20 protein-coding genes are annotated in these 24,652 nt (G+C 65.8%); 6 read left to right on the top strand and 14 right to left on the bottom strand.

Annotated features, from left to right (window positions below):
* Positions 1-22 precede the first annotated feature (22 nt).
* Positions 23-1,771, top strand: coding sequence for an ABC transporter permease (locus FAZ98_RS18730; RefSeq protein ID WP_158952784.1), 1,749 nt, complete (start codon positions 23-25; stop codon positions 1,769-1,771).
* A gap of 16 nt (positions 1,772-1,787) precedes the next feature.
* Positions 1,788-3,122 (top strand): ABC transporter ATP-binding protein, encoded by a 1,335-nt coding sequence (locus FAZ98_RS18725; RefSeq protein ID WP_158952783.1) that lies wholly within the window; start codon positions 1,788-1,790, stop codon positions 3,120-3,122.
* A gap of 411 nt (positions 3,123-3,533) precedes the next feature.
* Here FAZ98_RS18725 and FAZ98_RS18720 read toward each other — a convergent pair whose 3' ends face one another.
* Positions 3,534-6,443 carry a mechanosensitive ion channel family protein gene (locus FAZ98_RS18720; protein WP_158952782.1) on the bottom strand — a complete coding sequence of 970 codons (2,910 nt, stop codon included), beginning with the start codon at positions 6,441-6,443 and terminating at the stop codon, positions 3,534-3,536.
* A gap of 673 nt (positions 6,444-7,116) precedes the next feature.
* Between FAZ98_RS18720 and FAZ98_RS18715 the strand changes: the two genes are divergently transcribed.
* A complete protein-coding gene (locus tag FAZ98_RS18715; RefSeq protein WP_158952781.1) occupies positions 7,117-8,400 on the top strand; it encodes an MFS transporter in 1,284 nt (427 codons plus the stop codon).
* On the opposite strand, the gene FAZ98_RS18710 is transcribed toward FAZ98_RS18715, so the two are convergent.
* Together FAZ98_RS18710 and FAZ98_RS18705 are read right to left on the bottom strand one after the other, a co-directional pair.
* Complete coding sequence (locus tag FAZ98_RS18710; protein WP_158952780.1) at positions 8,397-9,398, bottom strand: 2-dehydropantoate 2-reductase; 1,002 nt, start codon at positions 9,396-9,398, stop codon at positions 8,397-8,399. The genes FAZ98_RS18715 and FAZ98_RS18710 overlap by 4 nt on opposite strands.
* A gap of 4 nt (positions 9,399-9,402) precedes the next feature.
* A complete protein-coding gene (locus FAZ98_RS18705; RefSeq protein ID WP_158952779.1) occupies positions 9,403-10,167 on the bottom strand; it encodes a class II aldolase/adducin family protein in 765 nt (254 codons plus the stop codon).
* Between the two features lie 182 nt (positions 10,168-10,349).
* Here FAZ98_RS18705 and FAZ98_RS18700 point away from each other — a divergent pair, with 182 nt between their 5' ends.
* The gene (locus tag FAZ98_RS18700) at positions 10,350-10,793 is read left to right on the top strand and encodes a MarR family winged helix-turn-helix transcriptional regulator (RefSeq protein ID WP_233272735.1); all 444 of its coding nucleotides are present in this window, start codon (positions 10,350-10,352) and stop codon (positions 10,791-10,793) included.
* Between the two features lie 36 nt (positions 10,794-10,829).
* Here FAZ98_RS18700 and hpaH read toward each other — a convergent pair whose 3' ends face one another.
* From hpaH to FAZ98_RS18675, 5 genes are read right to left on the bottom strand one after another with little or no spacing between them, the layout of a single operon-like run.
* Positions 10,830-11,633 (bottom strand): 2-oxo-hept-4-ene-1,7-dioate hydratase, encoded by an 804-nt coding sequence (hpaH, locus tag FAZ98_RS18695; protein WP_158952777.1) that lies wholly within the window; start codon positions 11,631-11,633, stop codon positions 10,830-10,832.
* Between the two features lie 12 nt (positions 11,634-11,645).
* A complete protein-coding gene (hpaD, locus tag FAZ98_RS18690) occupies positions 11,646-12,509 on the bottom strand; it encodes a 3,4-dihydroxyphenylacetate 2,3-dioxygenase (protein ID WP_199272350.1) in 864 nt (287 codons plus the stop codon).
* Positions 12,510-12,535: 26 nt separating this feature from the next.
* A complete protein-coding gene (gene hpaE / locus FAZ98_RS18685; RefSeq protein ID WP_158952776.1) occupies positions 12,536-13,993 on the bottom strand; it encodes a 5-carboxymethyl-2-hydroxymuconate semialdehyde dehydrogenase in 1,458 nt (485 codons plus the stop codon).
* A 34-nt stretch (positions 13,994-14,027) separates the two neighbouring features.
* Entirely contained in the window at positions 14,028-14,783 is a 756-nt protein-coding gene (locus tag FAZ98_RS18680; protein ID WP_158952775.1) for a fumarylacetoacetate hydrolase family protein, read from the bottom strand.
* Entirely contained in the window at positions 14,780-15,538 is a 759-nt protein-coding gene (locus tag FAZ98_RS18675; protein ID WP_158952774.1) for a fumarylacetoacetate hydrolase family protein, read from the bottom strand. The genes FAZ98_RS18680 and FAZ98_RS18675 overlap by 4 nt, the downstream gene beginning before the upstream one ends.
* A gap of 196 nt (positions 15,539-15,734) precedes the next feature.
* Here FAZ98_RS18675 and hpaR point away from each other — a divergent pair, with 196 nt between their 5' ends.
* Positions 15,735-16,130 (top strand): homoprotocatechuate degradation operon regulator HpaR, encoded by a 396-nt coding sequence (hpaR, locus tag FAZ98_RS18670; RefSeq protein ID WP_158954043.1) that lies wholly within the window; start codon positions 15,735-15,737, stop codon positions 16,128-16,130.
* A 78-nt stretch (positions 16,131-16,208) separates the two neighbouring features.
* On the opposite strand, the gene FAZ98_RS18665 is transcribed toward hpaR, so the two are convergent.
* Positions 16,209-16,520: a thioredoxin family protein gene (locus tag FAZ98_RS18665; protein WP_199272349.1), complete on the bottom strand. Its 312-nt coding sequence runs from the start codon at positions 16,518-16,520 to the stop codon at positions 16,209-16,211.
* A 632-nt stretch (positions 16,521-17,152) separates the two neighbouring features.
* On the opposite strand from FAZ98_RS18665, the gene FAZ98_RS18660 reads away from it, so the two are divergent.
* Positions 17,153-17,428 carry a hypothetical protein gene (locus FAZ98_RS18660; RefSeq protein WP_158952773.1) on the top strand — a complete coding sequence of 92 codons (276 nt, stop codon included), beginning with the start codon at positions 17,153-17,155 and terminating at the stop codon, positions 17,426-17,428.
* A 5-nt stretch (positions 17,429-17,433) separates the two neighbouring features.
* On the opposite strand, the gene FAZ98_RS18655 is transcribed toward FAZ98_RS18660, so the two are convergent.
* From FAZ98_RS18655 to FAZ98_RS18635, 5 genes are all read right to left on the bottom strand, one after another.
* Positions 17,434-18,732: a winged helix-turn-helix domain-containing protein gene (locus tag FAZ98_RS18655; RefSeq protein ID WP_158952772.1), complete on the bottom strand. Its 1,299-nt coding sequence runs from the start codon at positions 18,730-18,732 to the stop codon at positions 17,434-17,436.
* Positions 18,725-20,470 (bottom strand): FAD-dependent oxidoreductase, encoded by a 1,746-nt coding sequence (locus FAZ98_RS18650; protein ID WP_158952771.1) that lies wholly within the window; start codon positions 20,468-20,470, stop codon positions 18,725-18,727. The genes FAZ98_RS18655 and FAZ98_RS18650 overlap by 8 nt, the downstream gene beginning before the upstream one ends.
* Before the next feature lie 47 nt (positions 20,471-20,517).
* A complete protein-coding gene (locus FAZ98_RS18645) occupies positions 20,518-21,507 on the bottom strand; it encodes a DedA family protein/thiosulfate sulfurtransferase GlpE (RefSeq protein ID WP_158952770.1) in 990 nt (329 codons plus the stop codon).
* 301 nt (positions 21,508-21,808) lie between these two features.
* Entirely contained in the window at positions 21,809-22,054 is a 246-nt protein-coding gene (locus FAZ98_RS18640; protein WP_092005080.1) for a hypothetical protein, read from the bottom strand.
* A 538-nt stretch (positions 22,055-22,592) separates the two neighbouring features.
* Entirely contained in the window at positions 22,593-24,221 is a 1,629-nt protein-coding gene (locus tag FAZ98_RS18635; protein ID WP_158952769.1) for a methyl-accepting chemotaxis protein, read from the bottom strand.
* Between the last annotated feature and the right edge of the window lie 431 nt (positions 24,222-24,652).

The raw sequence follows: 24,652 nt of genomic DNA, 5'->3' as shown, positions 1-24,652 counted from the left end.
TCACTGCCACGGGAGGCCGCTAATGGATTTCGGCTTCAATCTGAATCGCACGGCCAACGCCTCGGCGTGGCGCGTGCTGCCCAATCGCTGGGACTTCGTCGCCTTCCCGCTCATCATCTGTCTGATCGCGATGGCGGCCGTGGGCTTTCACGAGACGATGGCGCCCATCGCCGTGCTCAAGGCGCAGCCCATCTCGCTCGACCCGGCCAATCTGCCCGACTACGCGATGCGCACCACGCTGCGCATGCTCGCGGCCATGGTCGCGTCGCTCGTGTTCACGCTCGTCTACGGCACGCTCGCGGCCAAGAGCCGCCGCGCGGGCATCGTGCTCGTACCGATTCTCGACATCCTGCAGTCGGTGCCGGTGCTCGGCTACATCTCGTTCACGGTCACGTTCTTCCTCGCGCTGTTCCCGTCGCGCGTGCTGGGCGCCGAGTTGGCCGCGATCTTCGCGATCTTCACGAGCCAGGCGTGGAACATGACGTTCAGCTTTTACCAGTCGCTGCGCACGGTGCCGCGCGATCTGGACGAAGTCTCGCGCGGTTTCCACCTCACGGGCTGGCAGCGTTTCTGGAAGCTCGAAGTGCCGTTCTCGATGCCGGGCCTCATCTGGAACATGATGATGTCGATGTCGGGCGGCTGGTTCTTCGTGGTGGCTTCGGAAGCCATCACCGTGGGTAACAACACGATCACGCTGCCGGGTATCGGCGCGTACCTGGCGCAGGCCATTGCCGAAAAGAACCTGCACGCGATCGGCTGGGTGATTCTGGCCATGGTCGTGGTGATCCTGGCGTACGACCAGTTTCTGTTCCGCCCGCTCGTGGCGTGGGCCGACAAGTTCCGCATGGAGAACACGAGTTCCGGCGACGCGCCCGAGTCCTGGCTGCTCGACCTCGTGCGCCGCACGCACCTCATTCACCGTTTGCTCGTGCCGATGGGCTTCATGCTCGCGACGCTCGCGCGCGTGCCGTTCCGCGTGCGGCTGCCGAAGTCGCTGCCCGTGGTGACGACCGTGAGCAAGCGCTCGCGTCTGGGCGATATCGTGTGGGCGGTGTGCATCGTCGCGCTCACGCTGTTCGTGGTGTGGCGCGTATTCGCCTACGTGCGCACGGGCGTGACGCTCGACGAAGTGGGCCACGTGTTCGTGCTCGGGCTCATCACGCTGCTGCGCGTGATTCTGCTGATCGCCATTGCCTCGGTGATCTGGGTGCCGCTCGGCGTGCTGATCGGCCTGCGCCCGGCGCTCGCCGAAAAGATCCAGCCGCTCGCGCAGTTTCTTGCGGCGTTCCCGGCGAACCTGCTGTTCCCCGTGTTCGTGATCGTGATCGTGCGCTTTCACCTGAACCCGGACATCTGGCTCTCGCCGCTGATCGTGCTCGGCACGCAGTGGTACATCCTGTTCAACGTCATTGCGGGCGCGAGCGCGTACCCGAACGACTACAAGGAAGCGGCCACCAACTTCCGCATTCGCGGCTGGCAATGGTGGCGCCAGGCCATGCTGCCCGGCATCTTCCCGTACTACATCACGGGTGCGATCACGGCCTCGGGCGGCGCGTGGAACGCGAGCATCGTCGCCGAATTCGTGCAGTGGGGCGACACCAAGGTGACCGCGCACGGTCTCGGTTCCTACATCGCGCAGATGACCGCCGCCGGCGATTTCCCGAAGATCATTGTGGGCATCGCGATGATGTCCCTGTTCGTTACGCTGTTCAACCGCGTGCTCTGGCGTCCGCTGTACACCTACGCCGAGTCCCGGCTGCGACTCGATTGAGATGGAGTGACCTGTCATGCTGAATCCGAAAATCGTCTCATCCGACCTGCTGCCCTCGCGTCCCACGCCCGGCCAGGAAGTGCTCGCCGTCAAGAACGTCTCGCGCGGCTTCGCGAAGAAAGAAGACGAGCGTCTCGTGCTCGACGACGTCAACCTCTCGCTGCGCGAGGGCGAGATCGTCGGTTTGCTCGGCCGCTCGGGCTCCGGTAAATCCACCCTGCTGCGCATCATCTCGGGCCTCATCGAGCCGACCGAAGGCGAGGTGAACTGGCTCGGCAAGCCGCTCGAAGGACCGGCCGAAGGCGTCTCGATGGTGTTCCAGACCTTCGCGCTGTTTCCGTGGCTCACGGTGCTGCAAAACGTGGAGGCGGGGCTCGAAGCGCAAGGGGTGGGGGCGCGCGAGCGTCGCGAGCGCGCGCTGGCGGCCATCGACCTGATCGGTCTGGACGGCTTCGAAAACGCCTACCCGCGCGAGCTCTCCGGCGGCATGCGCCAGCGCGTGGGCTTCGCGCGCGCACTGGTTGTCGATCCGGCCTTGTTGCTGATGGACGAGCCGTTCTCGGCGCTCGACGTGCTGACCGCGGAGACGCTGCGTACCGACCTGCTCGATCTGTGGACGCAAGGCCGTCTGCCGATCAAGTCGGTGCTGATCGTCACGCACAACATTGAGGAAGCCGTGTTCATGTGCGACCGCATCCTCGTGCTGTCGTCGAATCCGGGCCGTGTGGTCGCGGAAATCAAGGTGCCGTTCAAGCACCCGCGTAACCGTCTCGATCCGGCGTTCCGCAAGCTCGTGGACGACATCTACGCGAAGATGACGGCGCGCGAAGCGGCCGAAGCCACGCAGCGTCGCCTTGAAGTGAGCAGCCGTTTGCCCGACGTATCGACGAACATCATGGCCGGCCTGATCGAAACGCTGGCGGCCGCGCCGTACCATGGCCGCGCCGACATGCCGGAAATCGCGCGCTCGCTGCATCTCGAAGTGGACGATCTGTTCCCGATCGTCGAAATGCTTCAGCAGCTGGGTTTCGCCGATGTGCGCGAAGGCGACGTGCTGCTCACGCCGCCCGCGCGCGTGTTCGCCGAAATGGGCACGCAGGCGCGCAAGCTGATGTTCGCCGATCATCTGCTGCGCAACGTGCCGCTCGCGGCGCGAATCAAGAAGGTGCTCGACGAGCGGCCGGGCCACCGCGCGCCGCGCGTGCGCTTCGAGCAGGAGCTCGAAGACGTGCTCTCCGACGTGGCCGCGGAGGAAACGCTCGACACGGTGATCGACTGGGCGCGTTACGGCGAAGTGTTTTCGTACAACGACCAGACCGAGATCTTCAGTCTCGAAGACGTGGAGGCGTAAGCGTTAGCGCGGCGTGTCGCGCTATCTCCTGCTGCATTCACTTGCATGAAAAGAGCCGGGCCGATTCGTCGCCCGGCTTTTTTATTGGCGCCGATATCGCCTGCGTGCGCGAAAGGTGAGCCTATTCGGGAGCCTGCCCGCGCGACGACATTGTCGCGATGACACCGCTCGCATCTCATTGATTGGACGGGGTTCTTTTCGAGACGCGCGTGACGCGACAGGTGCCGCGGCACGCTAAAGGTGAGCGTTTTCGGGAGATTGGCTGCGGCGCGGGAAGGTGAAGCCGGTGCGCGTGAATGGCGCACCGGCTCGAGTTGCATGACGCGATATCAATCGCGTTGGCCGCGCCTGGCGGTGGTGCCCAGGCGCGCCTGATCGAGTTCGACGGCGCGCGACTGCGCCAGGCGGGCTTTAGTTGGGCTTGCCGCTCAGTTTGTCGCGATTTTCGTTCGAGCCGCTGCGGCCGTTGCGCGGTTTGGACGCGCCGGTTTGCGCGGACTTCGCGGCGTCGCGATCGCTTTCGTCGTCGGTTTCGTCGTTGTCATCGCGACGGGAGAGGCGCCCGTACTCCGTGCCTTCCACGTCGCTGTCGCCGCCCATGCCGATCACGAAGTTGCGCTGCGGATTCGCGAGCGCAATGCCGCGCTCCGTGAAGCGCACCAGCACGCGGCGGTTGAATTCGCGTTGCACGCCCCAGCGCGACGAGTCCTTGCACTGGATCTGGCCGACGAGCGTGACGCTCGCGCCATCGACGGAATCCACGCCCCAATACGCGAAGTCGCCGAGTATGCCGTTCTTGAACGCGTCTTCCTGGCGCAATTCCGCGCCGATCTGCTTGAGCGTTTCAATGGCGCGCTCGAGATCCTGGCCATGCGCGATCACGACCTTCACCGCCGCGTTGCCGATGCCGCGATTCGTGTTGTTCACCGTGGTCACCGAACTGAACGGTACCGTGTAGAGCGAGCCGTCGCCGCCGCGCAGGCGCACCGTGCGAATCGACAGGAACTCGACCGTGCCCGAGACGCCCGCGACCGTGACCCAGTCGCCGACCTGCATGGCGTTTTCGGTGAGCAGGAAGATGCCGGTGATGAAGTCCTGCACGAGCTTTTGCGAACCGAAACCGAGCGCCACGCCGAAGATACTCGCGCCGGCAACGAGCGGCGCGGTGTTCACGCCGAGTTGCGAAAGCGCCGTGAGCCCGACCACCACGAGGATGGAGACGAGCAGCGTGGTGCGGAACATGGGCAGCAGCGTGCGCAAACGCGCGGCACGCACGAAGTCGCCCGCGTCGGTCCACGCGTTGAGACGCCGCTCGGCCGCGCCGTTCGCGAACTCCCAGATCGCAACCGCCGCGACGATGGCGATGGCGATCGTCAGCAGCGCGGAGCCGAGCAGGTGGCTGATGGGCGTGAGCGCGAGAATGCGCGTGGGGCGCAGGCCCCACACATGGAGCAGCATGTCGATGCTGACGATCCAGATGACGGCGATCACGATGCGGCGCAGCGCCGGATAGTAGCGATACGCGCGTTGCTGCGCGAACGTCATCTTGTCGCTGCCGTCGCGCAGACCGAACACGCGGCTCAACGCGCCGAGCAGGACGATGGCGCACACGCGCGCGCCGAGCAGCACGACGAGCGACAGGCCGCCCGCGCGCAGCAGTTCGGCATAGCCGCCTTGCAGGTCGAGCGCCCACACGAACCACAGCGCGAGCACGACGAACAGGGCGGCGAACGCCCAGATGTCGGCGAACCATTGCATGAACCACGCGAACGAGCCGTGGCGCGTGGCGGCCACGTGCATGGCGTCCGCCACGGGGCGGCGCAGTTGCAGGATCATCAGCGCGAGCGCGAGGTGGCCGATCAGCGTGACCACCTTCACAAGCGCCAGGTGAGCTTCCTCGGTCATGCCGAGCGGCACGGCGGCCGCCACCGCACCGCCCACCGCGCCGATCGCGACGATACGCATGAGCCAGCGCTGCGCATAGGCGGCCCAGTCGTCGGAAAGCGGCACGAGACGCAGCGACGCCGCGTCGGGTGCGAACAGCAGCTTGCCGAAGATCACGAACGCGCCGGAAATCACGAGCGTATCGACGAGATCGCCCACCGCTTGCGTGGGCGCGGCGTCTTCGGGGCCGAACAGCGAGAGCACGCCGGCCGCGCACAAACCGAACGCGACCACGGGAATGGCGTCGAGCAGCAGCACGAGCAGCGCGGCGGGCAGGCGCTGCAACAGACGCCAGTGATGCGCGCCGCGCAACTGGTGATAGGCCTCGCGCGCGAGGGCCGCGGGCGTTTTTGGCGAGAACTCGTGTTCTTCTTCGGCGGCGATGGCCGTGACGGCCGCGCGCGCGGCCGCATTGGCGCGCGCGTTTGCGTTGGGGCCCGCGTTCGGGTCGCCTTCGGCCTTGGCGGCTGGGTCGGCGGGTTCCATGCCGGCGGCTTCGCGCAGGGCGTCGTCCTGGGCTTGCGCCTTCGCTTCGGCTTTCTTCGCGGCTTCGGCCGTGGATTCGCCGCGCGCTTCGGCGGCGAGCGCGACGCTCGTGCCGGTGGCTTCGGGCGTTTGCGGCTGCGGCGCGGGCGCGCTGCCCGCTGGTGGTCCCGAGGGCGCGGTCTTCTCCTGCTTCGCGGCCTGATGCGCGGCGATCGCACGCTGTGGCTTGCCGAGCGCGCGCCACAGACCCATGCCGATGGCGAGCGCGGGCACGAGCGTGAGCAGCGCCACGCGTAGCAGGCCGAGCAGCAACGTATGGCCTTCGGGCGTGCTCAGGTGCTCCTGCCACCAGTCGCGCGCGGACCAGATGCCGAGCAGCGCCGCGAGAGTTTGCCGCAAGTGATGGCCGACCATGCGCGCACCGTGCGCGGCGTGGTCGGCGATCTGCACGACGAGGCCGTTCGAACGCAACGCGCCCGCGAGCGGCGTGGAAGCCGCCGTGGCCGCCGAGGCGCTCGTGGTGGTCGCCGCTGCGGCGGATGCGCTCGCACTCGCGCTTGCGGCCGTTGCGCCGGAAGCGGGCGTGGCGAGCGCGCCAGCGGCGGCGATGGCGCGCAGCGTGTCTTCCACGTGGCCGCGCTGGACCGGGTCGTTGAGCACCTGCAATGCCGACTGCGCCTGGCTGGGCGTGAGCACGACGGGCGCGGCGGGGTTGGCGGAACTGGCCGAACTGGCGGGGTGCGCGGTCGAGCCAGGCTTCATCGCTGAACCGAGCGCGGCGGCGGGCGAGGTGACCGCCGCCGCATTCGACGCGTTGAGCGCGAACGTGGCGCACGCCAAGCCGGCGAGGAGGGCGCGAAAGCGCGAACGGGAGAATAGAGAGAAGGACATCCTTGGCATGGGCTTACGGGTCGTGAACATCATCGACCGATAGTGGCGGCGGAAAAAGTCAGCCGAACGACATAGGCGCGATTGACAAGTTTGGCGCGTCGGACGCGTCGGGCCTTGCAATCGACGGCGATCGCGCCAAAGACGCGACGCGCCGGGCGGCATGTCAGGCACGGAAGGCCGGCAATGCGATCGCTCCCCATGGGGCGGCGATTGCCGCAAACGTCCGAACGTTCGCCGCGCTGCCGCAATTTTCATACCGGCATAGGGCCGGATGGCCGCGTGTGAAAAGGGGCGAAACAAGGGCAACACAAGAGCAAACGGCGGCGAAATTCACGCGCGCGGACGCGATCGGCAGCGGGCTGAAAGCCGGCGTTCGCCAGTGAAACCGCGAACGCAGCGCCCAAGTATGCCGGTTTCGCGCCTGCGATGCGGTCCAAACGCGCAAACGCACGGTTCGGGAAGCAGGCCAAAACCTGTGCGAAACGACGGTGCAAACCCTGCCACGGGTTTTGATCACTGGCGCGGGCAGTGCGTCGGGTGCTAACGTGAATCGCTCGATCCGCACCATCTGCACGACCGGCATTACCCGCGCTTTCCGCAGCAGCCACAAACCCGCTTTCGCACTTCCCGAAACTCAGCCAGGCCCGCAAGAGGCCGACGAGGAGCACCACGCATGAACAGCGTCAGCATGGCGGACGTGCGCAAGCTGAGCCGCACGCAATTGATCGTCGCGGCGACCATCGGCAACGCGCTCGAATTCTTCGATTTCACGGTCTACAGCTTCTTCGCGCTGACGATCGGCAAGCTGTTTTTTCCCACCATGTCGAGCTACGGTCAGTTGCTGGCCTCGGTGGCGACGTTCGGCGTGGGATTCGTGATGCGCCCGCTCGGCGGCGTCGTGATCGGCGCGTATGCCGACCGCGCGGGCCGCAAGCCCGCCATGACGCTCACCATCTTCATGATGGCGCTCGGCTGCCTGCTGATCGGCCTCGCGCCCACCTACGCGCAGATCGGCGTGGCGGCGCCCGTGCTGATCGTCTTCGCGCGGCTGTTGCAGGGCTTTTCGGCGGGCGGCGAAGTGGGCGCGTCCACTACGCTGCTGATCGAGGCGGGCACGCCGCGCAATCGCGGCCTGCTCGGCAGCTGGCAGTTCGCGAGCCAGGGCCTGGGCGTCTCGCTCGGCGCGCTCACGGCAGGACTCCTGACCACTTTCCTTTCCGCCGATACCCTGCTCGCGTGGGGCTGGCGCGTGCCGTTCCTGCTGGGCGTGGCGATCGCGCCGCTGGGCATGTGGATTCGCCGCCGTCTCGACGAACAGGCGCCCGCGCGTACCCGCACGGTGCGCATGCCGATACTCGCGGTGCTGCGCGATTACTGGGCGCGCGCCGCGCTCGGCATTTTGCTCACAATCGGCTCCACGGTCACCGCCTACGTGGTCACGTTCTACATGCCGACCTATGCGATCCACGAGCTCAAGGTGCCCGCGCCCACGGCATTGCTGGCGGGTCTCGTGTCCGGCGTCGTGACCTTCGTGGTGGCGCCGCTCGCGGGGCTGCTGTGCGACCGTTTGAGCCGCCGCACGCTGGTGTTCTGGCCGCGCGTGGGCGTGGTGCTGTTGATCTACCCGGCGTTTCTCTGGCTGGCCAGCGAACCGAACGCCACGCGTCTGCTCGTTACCGTGGGCGGCTTGAGCGTGCTGCTCGGCTTACAGGCCGCGCCCGCGATCACGATGCTGCCCGAGATGTTTCCGCGCCGCGTGCGCGCGACGGGCATGGCGATCGTCTACAGCATCGGCGTGGCGATCTTCGGCGGCTTCGCGCAAGCGATCGCCACGTGGCTCATCAAGGCCACGGGCAATCTGCTGGCGCCTGCGTGGTACGTCATGGCGTGCGTGGCGCTCTCGTGTCTGGCGCTGCCGTTCATTCGCGACCTCACCGGCAAGCCGCTCGAAGATTAAACCCGGCGGCGCGCGGCTTCGAGATTCGTGTCGAGTTGCCGCGCGAGACCGTAGAGCATGCCGAGCGACGGCGCGGCCACCCCCACGCGCTGCGCGAGTTCGAACGGCGCGCCGAGCAGGGCTTCCACTTCGAGCGTGCGGCCCGCTTCCACGTCTTGCAGCATGGAGGTTTTGAACGCGCCGAGCTTGCGCGTGATGGCGTGGCGTTCCTCGATCGTCATCGCGAGCCGGATGCCGAGCTTTTCGCCGATAGCGCGGGCTTCCGCCATGATCGCGCTGACGAGGCCCAGCGTGAGCGGGTCGTCGAGGATCACGTCGGCGGTCGAACGCGTGAGCGCGCTGATCGGGTTCATCGTCATGTTGCCCCAGAGCTTGGCCCAGATATCGGCCTGAATGGGCGCGCCGGCCGTGACGTCGAAGCCCGCTTGCGCGAGCAGGTCGCGCGCTTCCTGCGCACGCGCCGCCATCGAAGCCGAACCTTCGCCGACGATCAAGCCGTTGCCGTTGCCCTTGCGAATCACGCCCGGCCCCGCGATCGCCGACGAAAGATGCACGACGCAGCCGGAGGCCTGCGCAGGCGGCAGCGCTTTCGACACGATACCGCCGGGATCGACGGATTCGAGCGGCTGTGCCGCTGGCGCGCCGTTCACCGCTTGCAGGAACCACCAGGGCACGCCGTTCATCGCCGAAACGATATGCGTGTTGGGCCCGACGAGCGGCGCGAATGACGCCGCCGATTGCACGAGCGCCTGGCCCTTGAGGCAAACGAACACGATGTCCTGGGCGCCGAGCGAGGCGGGGTTGTCCGTGGCGTGCAGCGGCTGCGTGTAGCGCGCGTCGCCTTCGACGATGGTGAGGCCGTCGCGGCGAATCGCTTCGAGATGCGCGCCGCGCGCGACGAGGCTCACGGCGTTGCCCGCGCGCGCGAGCCGCGCGGCGATCAAGCCGCCGATCGCGCCGCCACCTACGACGGCGATGGTCTGCTTCGGTGTGCTCAACGTGTTACTCCTTGTACGAAGGATCGATGCGCTCGACGCGGCGAATCAGCGCGTCGAGCACGTTCTGCCCGGCGCCGTGCGCGGGCGAGAACTGTAGCGAATCGCGCGTGGCGCGTTCGGTGATAGCGGGCGAGATCGGCAGCGTCTGGCCGCGCATGGCGTGCGTGACCACTTGCACTTCGCACGCGCGGTTGAGCGTCCAGAGCAGCGCGAACGCATGCGCGAGCGTCGCGCCGTGCGCGAGCAGACCGTGGTTGCGCAACACGAGCAGGCGCTTGTTGCCCATGGAGCGAAGGAGGCGCGATTTTTCGTCGTCGTGCACGGTAATGCCTTCAAAGTCGTGATACGCGACCATGTCGTGCAGTTGGGCCGAATAGAAGTTCGTGTACGCGAGGCCTTCTTCCATGCACGCTACCGCGAGCCCAGCCGTGGTGTGCGTGTGCATCACGCAATGCGCGTCCTCCACGTTCGCGTGAATCGCGCTGTGAACCACGAAGCCCGCCGGGTTGATCGGATACTCGCTCGGGCTCAGGATATTGCCCTCGAGATCGATCTTGACGAGATTCGAGGCCTTGATTTCGTCATACGTGAGGCCGAACGGATTGATCAGGAAATGCTTGTGCGGGCCGGGCACGCGTAACGTGATGTGATTGAAGATCAGCTCGGTCCAACCCATCATGTGAAACACGCGGTACACGGCCGCGAGCTGCACGCGCGCTTCCCATTCCGCGGGCTCGCACCACGCAGGGCGCGCCATGTTTGCATTCATGATCGTCTCCTCGTATCTCCGCATCGAATGATGCCGATGGTATGCTCAAATAAATGCGTGCGCAAGCATCAAATTTTGCATGAAGCGCCTGAATAAAAAGGCTTCTGTCGATGCTATGCTAACGCCGTAGCCGAATTTTCGCGGTATTGTGAAGCCAGCAGCGAACCAGGATGGGAAGACGAATGACGGGGAAACACAGTATCGAAGCACTGTTCACGTACCGGTTGCACGTGCTCAAGAAGCAAACCGATCGCGCAATGAACGACGCGTTCACGGCTTCGCTTTCGCTTTCGCTGACCGAAGCGCGCCTGCTGCTTACAGTGGGCGCGTTCGGGCCGCTTTCGGTGTCGGACCTCGGGCGCCTCTCGAATCTCGATCGCAGCCAGGCGAGCCGCGCCACCGACGTGCTCGAACGCAAGGGCCTGCTTGCGAAGACCTCGAACGAGGCGGACGCGCGCGGCGTGCTGGTCGCGCTCACCACGCAAGGGCGCAACCTGTACCGGCGCGCGGCCACGATCTCGAAGTCGACCAACGACGCCATTCTCGCCACGCTCAGCGACCACGAGCGCGAAGTGCTCGACACCGTGCTCGCGAAACTGGTCGAGAACGGCAGAGAGAGCGATTGACGTTCACGCTTCAAACGAAGTCATCAGGATTGCGTATCAAACGAAATTGAAGCCGATGCCGCCTAGCGGACCGTAATCGGCATGGAACGTGTCGCCCGCGCGCGCGGCAATGGGCGCGGTGAACGAGCCGCTCAGAATGATGTCGCCGGCTTCGAGCCGTTCGTCGTGACGGGCGATCTTGTTCGCGAGCCACGCCACGCCCGTGGCGGGATGATTGAGCACGGCGGCCGCCAGGCCGCTTTCTTCCACGGCGCCGTTCTTGTAGAGCAGCGCGCCCACCCAGCGCAAATCCACGTCGAGCGGTTTGACGGGCCGGCCGCCCAGCACCACGCCGGCGTTGGCCGCGAAATCGGAAATTGTGTCGAACACCTTGCGCGGCGCCTTGGTCTCGCGGTCGAACTGCTCGATGCGCGCGTCGATGATCTCGATGGCGGGCGTCACATACGCCGTGGCGTCGAGCACGTCGAAGAGCGTCACGTTCGGTCCTTGTAGCGCGCGGTTCAGCACGAATGCGAGTTCCACTTCCACACGCGGCGCGATGAAGCGGTCCGCGCGAATGTCGCTGCCCGCGGCAATGAACATGCTGTCGAGCAGCGGCGCGTAGTCGGGTTCGTCGATCTGCGAGGCGCGTTGCATTGCCCGCGACGTGAGGCCGATCTTGCGCCCCTTGATCACGTGGCCCGCCGCGAGCTTGAGCTTGACCCATTCGCGCTGAATGGCGTAGCCGTCGTCGATCGTCATGGCGGGATGGGCGCGCGAGAAGTGGCGCAGTTGCGTGCGCGTGCGTTCGGCTTCGTCGAGTTGCGCGGCGAGTTCGCGAATCAATTGCGGGTCGAGCATGGCAGGCTCCATTCAGGCGGGCAGCGGCGTGACCGGCAGGATCGCGTTGATCTGCCCGGTACCCGAACTGCCGAAATAAGGCGTGACCACTTCCGCGCGGCCTTCGTAACGGTCCCAGCCGAGCGCGCCCAGCAGCATGGCCGTGTCGTGCATACCGCCTTCGCCCCAGCACTTTTCGTTATACATGGGCAGCATGCCGCAAAAGGTTTTCCAGTCGCCGCGTTCCCACATTGCCACGACATGGCGATCCGTCGCTTCGAGAAACGGGTCCCACACCTTGTGCATGAATTGCTCGGCCGTGCCGTTGTTGGCGAAGTGATGACTCAGCGAGCCGCTCGCGAGAATCGCCACGGTACCGTCGTAGCGCTCCTCGATCGCGCGACGCACCGCAAGGCCGAAGCGCGCACTCGTTTGCAGGTCGTGCCACATGCACCAGCCCGCCACGGATACGGCGCGAAAATGCTGGTCGCCGTTCATGTAGCGCATGGGCACGAGCGTGCCGTATTCGAGGTCGAGCGTGGTTTCGCTGTGCGCGCGCGTTTTCACGCCCAGCTCGTTTGCGACATCGGCGATCAGATGGCCCAGTTGCGGATTGCCGGGATACGCATACGGCATGTTCTTGATGAAGTGCGGCAACTCGTTGCTCGTGTACACGCCTTCGAAATGCGGTGCGCAATTGATGTGATATTCGCTGTTCACGAGCCAATGCACGTCGAACACCACCACCGTATCCACACCGAGTTCGCGGCAACGGCGGCCGATTTCATGATGCCCGTCGATGGCGGCCTGGCGGCAGCCCTTGTGCGGTCCGTCGAGTTCCGAGAGATAGAGCGAAGGCACATGCGTGACCTTGGCGGCGAGCGCGAGTTTGCCCATGGCGATTCCTTGACGCGCGTGCGCGCTTAAACGCCCCAATGCGGAATGTGATGCGAGCCGAGCGACATGCACACGTTCTTCGGCTCGAGAAACACCTCGTAGCTCCACGTGCCGCCTTCGCGCCCCACGCCCGACGCCTTGGTGCCACCGAACGGCTGACGCAGATCGCGCACGTTCTGGCTGTTCACGAAGCACATGCCTGCTTCGACGGCGGCGGCCACGCGCAGTGCGCGCCCCGCATTTTCGGTCCACACGTAACTCGACAAGCCATAGGCGATGTCGTTCGAGAGGCGGATGGCGTCGGCTTCGTCGTCGAAGGGAATCAGGCACGCGACCGGCCCGAAGATCTCTTCCTGCGCGATACGCATGCGATTGTCGACATCGACGAATACGGTCGGCTGCACGAAATTACCCTGTTTCAAGGCCTCCGGCAGCGCGGGTGCATCGAGTCCGCCGCAGGCGAGCGTGGCGCCTTCCTTCGGACCGAGTTCGATATAGCTACGCACTTTCGCGAGATGCGCGGCGCTGATCATCGGGCCGACGAGGGTGCTCTCGTCGAGCGGATCGCCCACGCGAATACGTTTGGCGCGCTCGATGAAGCGTTCCGCGAACTTCGCGTAGATCGAGCGTTGCACGAGAATGCGCGAGCCGGCCGTGCAGCGTTCGCCGTTGTTCGAAAAGATCATGAACACGGCGGCGTCGAGCGCGCGTTCGAAGTCGGCGTCGTCGAAGATCACGAACGGCGACTTGCCGCCGAGTTCCATCGAAAACTTCTTGAGGCCCGCGGCCTGCACGATGCGATTGCCCGTGACCGTCGATCCCGTGAACGAGACCGCGCGCACGTCGGGATGCGCGACGAGCGGCTCGCCGGTTTCCTTGCCGTAACCGTGCACGACGTTCAACACGCCCGCGGGAATGCCGGCTTCGAGCGCGAGTTGGCCGAGCATGGCGGCCGTGAGCGGCGAGAGTTCGCTCATCTTCAGCACGGCCGTGTTGCCGAACGCGAGACACGGCGCGACCTTCCACGTGGCCGTCATGAACGGGACATTCCAGGGCGAAATGAGCGCGCACACGCCCACCGGATGAAACAGCGTGTAGTTCAAATGCGTGGACGTGGGGTAAGTGTGGCCGTCCACGGCCGTGCACATCTCGGCGAAATACGTGAAGTTGTCGGCGGCGCGCGGCACGAGTTGCTTGCCCGTTTGCGAAATCGTCTGGCCCGTGTCGTTGGTCTCCGTCTGCGAAATCTCGGGCACGTTCTTCGCAATCAATTCGCCGAGCCTGCGGATGACCTTGGCGCGCTCCGCCGCGGGTTTCGCGGCCCACGCGGGAAACGCCGCTTTCGCGGCACGCACCGCGAGATCGACGTCTTCCGCGCCGCCGCGCGCGACTTCCGCGAGCACGTTCTGATTCGCGGGGTTCACGGTTTCGAAGTAGTCGCGTCCCGCGCGGGACTGACCGTCGATGAGGTGTTCGATTCGCATGGCTGAGCAATCCTTGAAACAATGCGTGGCCGGCTCAACGCCCGTAGTCGGCGTCGCTGGCGATGGTGTTGACGAGGCGTCCGAGACCGTCGATTTCGCACACGACTTCGTCGCCGGCATTGACGTTGACGACGCCTTCGGGCGTGCCCGTGAGAATGACGTCGCCGGGCGCGAGCGTCATGAAGCCACTCAAATATTCGATGAGTTCCGCGATGCCCGTGACGAGATCGCGCGTATTGCCGCGCTGCGTGAGTTCGCCGTTCACGAAGGTGCGCAGTTCGAGCGCGTTGACGTCGGCGATGTCGGCGGCGTCGACGAACCAGGGGCCGAGCACCGTACCGCCATCGCGATTCTTCACGCGCAGATTCGGGCGGTAGTAATTCTCCAGATAGTCGCGAATGGCGTAGTCGTTGGCGATCGAATAGCCGGCGACGTACTGCATCGCGGTGTCGCGCGTGACGTTTTGCGCGGTACGGCCGATCACGACCGCGAGTTCGCACTCGTAGTGCATGAAGGTGACGTCGGCGGGGCGGCGCGTGGTGCCGCGATGACCGATCACGCTGCCCGGTCCCTTGAGAAACACGAGCGGTTCCTCCTGCTTCGAGAACTGCAATTCTTTGGCGTGTTCCGCGTAATTCAGGCCGAGGGCGAAGATCGTGCCGGGTTCGAACGGCGCGAGCCAGACCACGTCGTGCTCTTCGCACACACGGCCGTCCGCGAGGCGCACCTTGCCGTGGTGTGGCGTGGCTTCGTGAATGGCGCCCGCATAGGCAACTCTGGCGCGCATCATGCCGGGTCTCCCGCCGCGATGAACGCGATGTCGAGTGCAGGCCACGCGCCGATCGTGAGGGTGGCGTGTTCGCCTGCGTGGACGATGGGGGCGTCGTGCGGCACGCCGAGTGTCAGCACGTCGCCGGGCGCGAGCGTCATGAAGTCGGTGACGTCGGCGAGCAGTTGCGCGACACCGCGCACGCAGGTGGCGGTGCTCGCGTGAAACGGCGCGCGGCCTGCGATGTCGACGCGAATCGCGAGATCGTCAGGATCGCTAACGTGATGGCGCGCGGTCACCGCCGGGCCGATCACGCAAAAGTTGTCGCGCGCGCGAAAGCGCACGGAAGGGCGATACACGCTCGCATGCGGGACGCACAGATCCGCGACGAGCGTGTAGCCCGCGACGTAGTCGAACGCGTCGTGCGGCGTGACGCGAGCAGCCGTGCGCCCGAGCACGATGCCGAGCGACGCGCCCACCTGCACGCCTTCACTGCCCGGCACCGGCACGCGGGCGCGGTGCCCGGCCAGCGTGTTGCGCGGCTTCAAATAGAGAATGGGCGCACGCGGCGGCGCCTTGTAAGGCGGCGCGTTCGCGGCTTCGCCGAGTGCTTCGAGCGCCGCGCGGTCGTTGAGCAGCGTGCCGTACACCGCGCCGTGCACGGGCGCGCGGCACGCGGCGCCTTGCGCAAGCAGGGCGTGCACGCTTGCGGCGTCGGCATCGCGCGGCAACGCTTCGTCTTGCAGATGAATCAGATGATCGGCAACGGAAAACATGGGTTGGCTTCGCTCACCGAAAACACTAATATGTGAGTGATAGTGCGCTTGCCGCCATCGGCCGTCAATCGGCGATGCGCGATTTTCGGGTTTCCCCTGGCGCATCCCGGCGATCCCTATTCCTTGTTTTCGAGCCGTCATGTCCGATCACGATCATTCGCAATCGTCCACGCGCGTCGCGCACCGCAACTTGCCGATGCTGTTGTTACGCGCGCGCGAAAAGATGATGGAGCGGTTTCGCCCGCTGATTACGTCGCACGGGCTTACCGAGCAGCAGTGGCGCGTGATTCGCGCGCTCAACGAGAGCGGCCCGCTGGAGCCGCGTCAGATTTCGGACATCTGCACGATTTCGAGCCCGAGCATGGCAGGCGTGCTCGCACGCATGGAAACGCTCGGCCTCGTGACGAAGGCGCGTTTCGCCGACGACCAGCGCCGCGTGCTGGTCTCGCTCACGAAGAAGAGCCACCAACTCGTGAAAGCGATTTCAAAGGAACTGGAAGCGCGCTACCGGACGCTGGAAGAAGAGGTCGGGCCGGACGTGGTGGAGCGCGTGTATCGCGCCATCGACGATCTGCTCGCCGGTCTCGAATGAGGTGAGGGCGAGCAGCCGGGCGCGCAGTAGCGCTTAAGGTGAGGTTTTACGGGAGAACGGAAAACGCAGCAGTGCGCGTTAGCCCAGCGCCGCGAACGCGTCGTTCAATTCGGTGGCGTGGGTGGGGCGCACCACGCGCGCCACTTCGACGCCGTCGCGCAAAAAGATCAGCGTGGGCCACAGCTTGACGCGAAACGAGCGGCCGAGCACACGGCCCGGCCCATCTTCCACCTGAATGCGGCGCACCTGCGGATGTTGCTCGAAAGCCGTGCCAATCAAGGGTTCCGCGCCCTGGCAGTAGCCGCACCAGTCGGTGCCGAACTCGACGACCGCGGCGCCGGAAAGCGCTTCGACGTCTTTGCGCGAGGGCGCGTTGGTGGCGTAGCTCATGGTGATTCCTTGCGTGAGGTTTTGCATACGATACCGCAATGCGTCGCTTCCTTCAGGCGACCGCTTCGCGACCGAATCACGCGAAGGTGAGCGTTTTCGGGAGTGAGCGCTGCGGGGCGCGGGCGCGCACCATTGCGCGTTCGTCAGCATGCCGACACATTGAGCGGCGGCGTGACATCGACAGGACATCTACACGAAAAAGCCCGTAAAACGCGGGAAAAACGGGGTTTTCAGGCTCGCGAGGGTGAGTGCTTCGCCATCGATCGTCGCACTTCACGAGGTGCTGGCAATCACGTTCAGGCGTAACGGTGAGCATTTGCGGGAGCACGCAAGCCGCGGCGATCCGGCGGCACAGAACCTGCGGTGTCAGTCATCGCGCGAACGCCGCGTGGTATCGACGAGCCTTGTTTTCAAGGCCTTTTCTCGCGATACGGCTTGAAAGCCGCGCGTGAAGCGACATCGCGCCGCGTACCCGCGAGCGACGCTGTCAACGCAAAGGTGAGAAGATTCGGGGGCGCGGTTGATGAGTTTTGGCGCGCGAGCGCGTCGATAGACGGCTACGCGCGATCGGTATATAAAAGAGTGATGCAGGATTCTTTCGATTACTTGTCAGCAAGGGGATAGAGTTCATCATGTCGAGCGACGACACGCAAAAGCAGGACGCTCAAAAGACTGGCGCGGGCGCGCCGCAACCCGACTTCGAGCATTTGAACGCGGCGTTCACGCACGTGGACGAAGGCGTGCGGTCCGGCAATATCGCCGCGGGCGCGGCGAAGGGCATTGTCTATAGCCTTGTCGAAACCCTGGGCGCGCTGGTTGGCGATCCCGATCTGCCGCAACACGCGCGTTCGGGCTACGAAGGTCTGCTCGAAGCCGCGCGCGAGTTGCGCTCGAAGCTCGAGCATTGAGTTAGCTACGCTTCGAGCAGGGCGGCCGCCAGGCCGTCCGGCGCGGCGCCAATTTGTAGTTCGGGCGTGCCGTGCCAATCCGCACAACGTTGCAAGGCCCGGCGCAAGTCGGCCACGAGACGGCCGCTCACGCGCACACCCGGCTCCAGATGCAGCGATTTCAATTCGAAGATGCCCTGCGCGCGATGCGCTTTCGCGTCGGCGCGACCCACCAGTTTCCCGCGGCTCAAGATCGGCAGTACGAAGTAGCCGTACTTGCGCTTTGCCGCCGGCACGTAGCACTCGATCGCGTAGTCGAAGTCGAACAGCGTCACCGCGCGCTTGCGGTCCCACACCACCGGATCGAACGGCGAAAGCAGCGTTGTGACCGTCGAGGCGAGCGCGCCGTTCGCGGCATCGGCGATAAGCGGCGCATGGTCGCGATGCACGAAGGCATCGGGTTTCCAGCCTTCCACGCGTACGGGCACGAGTTCGCCCGCGTCGGCGAGCGCGTGCAGGGCGCCTGAGTACGGGCGGCGCGGCAGGCGGTAATAGTCGGCGGCCCAGTCGGCGCGAATCACGCCCAACGCGCGGCACGTGTGCAGCAGCAGCGCGCGTTCGGCGTGTTCGCGCGGCGGCAGGTCGCGCGCGTCGTTCCAGTGCGGCAACACGCGCTCGGTCACGTCGTAGACGCGATGGAAATTCTGCCGCTCGGCCACCATCAGCGCGCCAATGGCGAACAGCACTTCGAGGTGGCGCTTTTCGGGCTTCCAGTTCCACCAGCCGCTGCCTTTCTCGCCTTCGGCCCGCGCGAAATCGGCGGAACGCACGGCCCCTTGCGCGCGTATGTGTTCGAGCAAGGCGCTGATTTCCTCGCGATACTGTTCGTGCCACGCGGCCGCGTATTTCCAGCCCATGCCCGAAGGATCGAGCATGCGATGCCGCAGCAGCCCGTAATCCTCGATCGGCACGAAACACGCCTCGTGCGACCAGTATTCGAAGAGTTTGCCCGCGGCGAGCAGCGCGTCGAGCCAGCGTGGCTCGAACGCGCCAATGCGGCTGAACAGCACGAAATACGGGCTGCGCGCGACCACGTGGATCGTGTCGATCTGCAATTGCGCCATGCGGCGGATCGCGGCGAGCACCTCGTCGGGCGTGGCTTTGCGGCGCGGCGGCACGAGCAGCCCCTGGGCCGCGAGATGCAGCGTGCGCGCCGCGCTCAGCGGCAGGGTGGGCGTGTTCGAATGCGTGTCGATGGCGGCATCGACGGACGCGTTGATGGACGTAGCGCGCTCGACATCGACATCGCCTTCGCCTTCAGGCATTGACGGCCGCCGCCACGCGCACGGGCCGCAGGGCTTCGAGACGTTGATGGATCTGCGCGACCACGGCCGCGCCTTCGCCCACGGCCGCCGCCACGCGCTTGGTCGAGCCCGCGCGCGCGTCGCCGATGGCGTAGACGCCTTCCACCGAGGTGGAGAGGCTGCACGACTCGTTGTCGCCGGTGAGCACGAAGCCGTTCGCGTCGAGCGCGACGCCGCACTCGCGCAGCCAGCCCGTGTTCGGCTCGGCGCCCGTGAAGAGGAACAGGTGGCGCGCGTCGAAGTGATCGACGCCTTGCGGGCACGGCAGCTTCAGTTGCACGGAGGCGAGACCGCTGTCGTCTTCGCCGAGACCGCCGATCTCCGTGCGCGGATGCACGTTCACGTTCGCGAGCGAAGAAATGCGGTCGATCAGGTAACGCGACATCGTCGATTCGAACCCGGTCTTGCGGATCAGCACGTCGATCTGGCGCGCGTGCGTGGAAAGATAGACGATGGCCTGGCCCGCCGAATTGCCGCCGCCCACGAGCACGACGTTCTCGTGCTTGCAGAGCTTGGCTTCGACCGGCGACGCCCAGTAGTACACGCCGCGGCCGGTGTAGCGATCGAGTCCGTCGATGGCGGGCTTGCGATACACGGCGCCGCTCGCGATCACGACGGTATGCGCGCGCACGTCGCCGCTACAGGTTTCGAGCCGGCGAGGCGCCTCGTCGCAATGGAGCGCCTGCACGTTCACGGGAATCGCGACGTGCGCGCCGAACTTCTGCGCCTGCACGAATGCGCGGCCCGCGAGTGCCTGACCCGAGATGCCGGTGGGAAAGCCGAGATAGTTTTCGATGCGCGAACTCGCGCCCGCCTGACCGCCCGGCGCGCGCGAGTCGAGCACGATCACCGAAAGCCCTTCGGACGCCGCATACACGGCCGTGGCGAGACCCGCGGGACCGGCGCCCACCACGGCAACGTCGTAGACGCGTTCGCCGTCGAGTTCGGGCAGGATGCCGAGGCACGTGGCGAGTTCCGGCGAGGAAGGATGGCGCAGCACGGAGCCGTCGGGGCAGATCACGAGCGGCAGGTCCTCGCAGCGCGCGGCGAAGCGTTCGACCACGTTCAGCATGCTTTCGTCGCGTTCGTCGAGCACCGAATACGGATGACCGTTGCGCGAAAGGAAGCCTTGCAGCGAGACCAGCGCGGGATCGTTGTGCTTGCCGACGAGAATCGGGCCGCCCGCGCCCTTTTCGATCAGCGAGACACGGCGCAGGATCAGCGCGCGCACGATGCGTTCACCGAGTTCGGCTTCGGCGACGATGGCCGCGCGCAGGCGTTCGGGCGGAATCAGGATCGCATCCACGGGTTCGAGCGCCATGCCGTCCACGAGCGCCGGGCCGCCGGACAACTGGCCCACTTCGGCGAGGAAATGACCGCGCCCGTGTTCGACGATCAGGCGCTCGCGGCCGAGCCCGTCGTGCTGCGAAACTTTGACGGAACCGGAGAGCAGCACGAACATGCCGGGGCCGGTTTCGCCAGTGCGAAACAGCATTTCGCCCGCCGCCCAGTGGCGGCGCTCGCCGAAGCGGGCGAGGCGCGCGACTTCGGCGTCGGTGAGTTGCGGGAACATCTGGTGCATCCGCGTGGAGAGCGTCGAGAACGGCGCTTCGGCGGGTTGCGGTTGCGTGTCGGAAAGCTGGCTCGCGGCGGGCGCCGCGTCGGTGTCTTCAACCTCGGTTTCGGGAATCGTGCCCATCTGGTGGTTCTCCACGTGCGGGCGGCGGCGGGAGCGAGCCGCCCGGATCAGACAGCTTTAGGCGTGATGTTGACCGGAACTTCGTTGCGCGCCTGCATTTGCAGCGACTCGAGCGTGCGGCCGGCGTCGCGCCACGCGTCGAGTCCGCCGAGCAGCGGCAATACATCGACATAACCGGCCTCGACGAGCTTCTTCGCCATCCAGGCCGCGGAAATTTCATTGGGGCAGGAGCAGTAGATCACGAGCTTCTGATCGAGCGGATACTTCGCGAGGATCTCGCTGAGCTGGCGCTCGTCGGCGAAAATCGCGCCCGGAATGACGTACGGATCGAGCTTGCGCTTTTCCTCCGAGCGAATGTCGAACACCACGGGCGGCGGCTTGGCGCCCATCGCCCGATAGAGATCGTCCACGGTGATACGCGCATTCGCGAGCTTCTTGATGAGCTGGCGGCGGCGCTGCCAGCGGTACGCCGCGTAAAGCAGCAGCAACACGACGATGACGACGGCCACGCCGCGCCCGAGGCGGCTCGCGCCCGCCATCAGCATGTCGATTTGCGGGGCGAACATCACGCCGATCAACAGGCCGGTGCCCGACCAGAGCGCCGCGCCGATGCCGTCGAACCCAATGAACTGGCGATACGGCACGCCCATCGCACCGGCGAGCGGCACCGACACGAGCGACAGACCCGGCACGAACTTCGCCACGGCGAGCACGCGCACGCCCCAGCGGCCGAAAAAGCGTTCGGTCTTTTTCACGCAGGTGTCGCGCGAGAGCGAGAGCTTGCAAAGCGTCTTGAGCGTGTCGCCGCCGTAAAGACGGCCCGCGAGGAACCAGACGCTGTCGCCGATCAGCATGGCGAAGATGGCGAGCGCGAGCACCGGCGCCACCTGCTGGCCGACGAGGCCGGGATGCATGGCCGCCATCGCGCCGAACAACACGAGCGCGGGCATCGCGGGCACGGGCAGCCCAAGCGATCCGGCGAGAACATTCGCGAATACCAGCGCGGGCCCGTAGCGCGCGAGGAGGTCATGTAGCATCGGCTTACTTCCAGCGTTCCAGACGGGGAAAGGGAAACAAAGTGGAAGATTAACGTAACGATTATGGACGCATTTCGAAGGCGTGCAAGGAAGGCCGCACGCGTGCGTCAGCGTACCGGCCTTGCGCGGCAGGTACGTGAAAAAAGCGCCGGATTCGAAGCCCGGCGCCGGGCGTTGCCCGAAGGGCGGCAACGCTTGCGTTCGCACCGCGCATGCGCGCGGCCGGACGCCGAAAGACAGCGCAAACCGCAGCGCGCGAGTGCGCTCCCGCAGTTTGCCATCGACAACGTTTGCCCGCGCTTTAGCGCGTGTGCGACTCTCCCGGCAGCTCCGCGCCTTGCGCGCGAATGGCCGCGATCAACTCCGCGGGCGTGATCTCGTAACGCACTTCGCGGTGGATACCTGGCTTGCGTTCGTCGACTTCGATCAGCAAGAGGCTTTTGCCGTCGGCCGCCGATTCGAGGCGCAGTGAACGCAGTTCGCGCCCGGTCGCGTCGTCATGCTCGGTGAGCAGGGTCATGTTTCCGGAAGACCCGGTCGTGCGCATTGAATAGTCCTCTTGCGTTGGTGGTCGAACCATTGTAAGGGGGCGGCCGCGCGGCGTCTTTTACGAGTGAGCGCAGGCGCACACTGAGCCGGACGGCTGCCGCGCCGCATCCCCGGCAAGCCAGTGTAACGCGACTCGTCACCGCAACGGCCCATTTTTGCGCGCTGTGCAACGTTGCATGCGAAATGCGTTGCGCTCGACGTCGCTGTCATGGTTGTGACGCAAAGCGTCGTCAAGGCGGGCGCGGCACCAAGAAAAAACGGCTCGCCCGGGCAGGCCGGGGAGCCGTCGAAACGCCGTTGTTACTCGGATCGGCGCCCAGGTGCTGGGTGCCGACGCTTTGCATGGTGCCGTTGGCGAAAAGCGCTGTCGAGATGGGAGTTACGCCGATCTTTCAGAGGAATGAGCACGCGAGAGCGTTGGCCTGGTACGCGGGTTTGCTGGCCTATGCCGCCCGAATCACCTCAGGTCGTTCGGGCCGCCCGAGTTGCTCAATGCATGCTCCGGGCATTCAGGCGACTCAACGCGCACAAGCCGCTCAAGCCGCGAATTCGTCGAAATCGTTCGTGCTCGGCGCGTGTGCGGGGCGCGCGCGTTGCGGTGCCTGCGTGCCCGCGACGGTGAAGAGCCGCACGGCTTCGTCGAGCACGTCGGCTTGTTCGGCAAGGCGCTGCGCGGTGGCGGCGGCCTGCTCGACGAGCGCGGCGTTTTGCTGCGTGGCGCTGTCCAGATGCGCGACGGCCTGGTTGACCTGGCGTATGCCTTCGGCCTGCTCGCCGCTCGCGTTCGCGACTTCGACGATGATCGACGAGACGCGGCTCACGGCTTCGTCGATGGAGCGCATTTGCGCGGTCGTGCTGCCGACGAGGCGCGTGCCTTCCGCGATTTCGTGGACGCTCGCATCGACGACCTGCTTGATTTCCTTCGCCGATGCCGCGCAGCGTTGCGCGAGCATGCGCACCTCGCCCGCCACGACGGCGAACGAGCGGCCCGCCTCGCCCGCGCGCGCGGCTTCCACAGCGGCATTGAGCGCGAGGATGTTGGTCTGGAACGCGATGCCGTCGATCACGCCGGTGATGTCGGCGATACGCTGCGAGGCCTGCGTGATGCCCGTCATCGTGCGTTCCATCTGGCCCGCGATCGAACCGCCTTCGGCGGCGGCCGCTTGCGCGTCGCGGGCGAGATCGAGTGCGCGGGCGCTGGCTTCGGCATTGGCCTGGACCGTCGTCGTCAACTGATCCATCGTGGCGGCGGTTTCCTCGAGCGAGGCCGCCTGCAATTCAGTGCGGCGCGAGAGATCGAGATTGCCGCTGGAGATTTCGTGCGCGGCGTCGAGCATGCCGTCGATCTGCGAGCGCACGTCGTAGACGATCGCCGTGAGATTGGCCTGCAGCTGATTGAGCGCCTGGAGCACGTCGCCGAGATCGTCGTTGGCCGCGATCGCGAGCGTGGCCGTGAGGTCGCCCGCCGCCATGCGAGTCGATACCGCCGACATCTGCGCGAGCGGTTCACCGAGATGTCGCGTGGTGAGGCGCCATGCGGCGATCGCGCTCACACCGGCGGCGCCGAACGCGCCCCAGAACGGCAACGGCGGCAAGCCTTGCCACGCGATGCAACCCGCCACCGCGAACACGGCCGCGACCCCGCCATAACCGACGGCGATGCGCGTGGCGACCGGCACGCGCATCAACGCCTGCATCGCCCCGACGAAGCCTGTGCGCACGATCGCGCCGTGCCGCAGTTTCACGCCGCGCAAGTGGCCTTCGCGCATCTTGGCGTACAACGCTTCGGCTTCGCGGACCTCGTCGCGCGAGGGCTTGACGCGCACGCTCAGATACCCGACCACGCGGCCCTGCTCGGAGACGGGCGTGACGTTCGCGCGAACCCAGTAGTGTTCGCCGCTCTTGCGGCGGTTTTTGACGAGCGCGGTCCACGGCCGGCCCGCCTGAATGCTTTCCCACAGGTCCGCGAACGCTTCGGCGGGCATGTCGGGATGACGAATGATGTTGTGCGGCTTGCCGATCAACTCGTCCTTCGAGAAGCCGGATACCGCGACGAACGCGGGATTGCAGTATTGAATGCGGCCCTTGAGGTCGGTCGCGGAGACGAGCATCTGCGAAGCGGGATAGTCGTATTCCTGCTGCGTGACGGGCTGATTGTTGCGCATGAGATTCCTTGCAGACGGGCCTCGCTGGGCCCAACAACACGTCAGGTTCTAACGGCATTTATCCGTATGAACTTTAGGGTTTATGCGGATCGATGCCGCTTGGTCATGCGTTGCGGATGGATGCCGATGCAGCCCGCGATTTCGTATTGCGATCAAGGCATTGGGTGAGATGTTGCGGGAGGTATGCACAGAGTTATGCCCGTTTTGTGTGGATAAGTCGGGCGCGTGCGTGAGAGGCCGCGGGTGCTCGTGAAATGTGCAAGTTGAGCGGTGAGGGCGGCGTTTGTGTTTGGGATCAGCGGGTTAGCGCGGATGTGCAGCGGTTGTGCACAGGGCTGTGAACAAAAACTGTGGACAAGATCGGGCGCGGTGATGCTTGCGGTGACAGTGCGGGGGATTCGTTTGGGTTCAAGGAGTTGCGTAGTGTGTTC

Source organism: Paraburkholderia acidisoli (assembly GCF_009789675.1).
GTDB classification, from domain to species: domain Bacteria; phylum Pseudomonadota; class Gammaproteobacteria; order Burkholderiales; family Burkholderiaceae; genus Paraburkholderia; species Paraburkholderia acidisoli.
This window is presented reverse-complemented; position numbering and strand designations above follow the sequence as displayed.

What these genes read in the sequence shown, in the direction of transcription:
- FAZ98_RS18730 (WP_158952784.1), top strand. Translation starts at nt 23, where the DNA reads ATGGATTTCGGCTTCAATCTGAATCGCACGGCCAACGCCTCGGCGTGG.
- FAZ98_RS18725 (WP_158952783.1), top strand. Translation starts at nt 1,788, where the DNA reads ATGCTGAATCCGAAAATCGTCTCATCCGACCTGCTGCCCTCGCGTCCC.
- FAZ98_RS18720 (WP_158952782.1), bottom strand. Translation starts at nt 6,443, where the DNA reads ATGTCCTTCTCTCTATTCTCCCGTTCGCGCTTTCGCGCCCTCCTCGCC.
- FAZ98_RS18715 (WP_158952781.1), top strand. Translation starts at nt 7,117, where the DNA reads ATGAACAGCGTCAGCATGGCGGACGTGCGCAAGCTGAGCCGCACGCAA.
- FAZ98_RS18705 (WP_158952779.1), bottom strand. Translation starts at nt 10,167, where the DNA reads ATGAATGCAAACATGGCGCGCCCTGCGTGGTGCGAGCCCGCGGAATGG.
- FAZ98_RS18700 (WP_233272735.1), top strand. Translation starts at nt 10,350, where the DNA reads ATGACGGGGAAACACAGTATCGAAGCACTGTTCACGTACCGGTTGCAC.
- hpaH (WP_158952777.1), bottom strand. Translation starts at nt 11,633, where the DNA reads ATGCTCGACCCGCAATTGATTCGCGAACTCGCCGCGCAACTCGACGAA.
- hpaD (WP_199272350.1), bottom strand. Translation starts at nt 12,509, where the DNA reads ATGGGCAAACTCGCGCTCGCCGCCAAGGTCACGCATGTGCCTTCGCTC.
- hpaE (WP_158952776.1), bottom strand. Translation starts at nt 13,993, where the DNA reads ATGCGAATCGAACACCTCATCGACGGTCAGTCCCGCGCGGGACGCGAC.
- FAZ98_RS18680 (WP_158952775.1), bottom strand. Translation starts at nt 14,783, where the DNA reads ATGATGCGCGCCAGAGTTGCCTATGCGGGCGCCATTCACGAAGCCACG.
- FAZ98_RS18675 (WP_158952774.1), bottom strand. Translation starts at nt 15,538, where the DNA reads ATGTTTTCCGTTGCCGATCATCTGATTCATCTGCAAGACGAAGCGTTG.
- hpaR (WP_158954043.1), top strand. Translation starts at nt 15,735, where the DNA reads ATGCTGTTGTTACGCGCGCGCGAAAAGATGATGGAGCGGTTTCGCCCG.
- FAZ98_RS18665 (WP_199272349.1), bottom strand. Translation starts at nt 16,520, where the DNA reads ATGAGCTACGCCACCAACGCGCCCTCGCGCAAAGACGTCGAAGCGCTT.
- FAZ98_RS18660 (WP_158952773.1), top strand. Translation starts at nt 17,153, where the DNA reads ATGTCGAGCGACGACACGCAAAAGCAGGACGCTCAAAAGACTGGCGCG.
- FAZ98_RS18655 (WP_158952772.1), bottom strand. Translation starts at nt 18,732, where the DNA reads ATGCCTGAAGGCGAAGGCGATGTCGATGTCGAGCGCGCTACGTCCATC.
- FAZ98_RS18650 (WP_158952771.1), bottom strand. Translation starts at nt 20,470, where the DNA reads ATGGGCACGATTCCCGAAACCGAGGTTGAAGACACCGACGCGGCGCCC.
- FAZ98_RS18645 (WP_158952770.1), bottom strand. Translation starts at nt 21,507, where the DNA reads ATGCTACATGACCTCCTCGCGCGCTACGGGCCCGCGCTGGTATTCGCG.
- FAZ98_RS18640 (WP_092005080.1), bottom strand. Translation starts at nt 22,054, where the DNA reads ATGCGCACGACCGGGTCTTCCGGAAACATGACCCTGCTCACCGAGCAT.
- FAZ98_RS18635 (WP_158952769.1), bottom strand. Translation starts at nt 24,221, where the DNA reads ATGCGCAACAATCAGCCCGTCACGCAGCAGGAATACGACTATCCCGCT.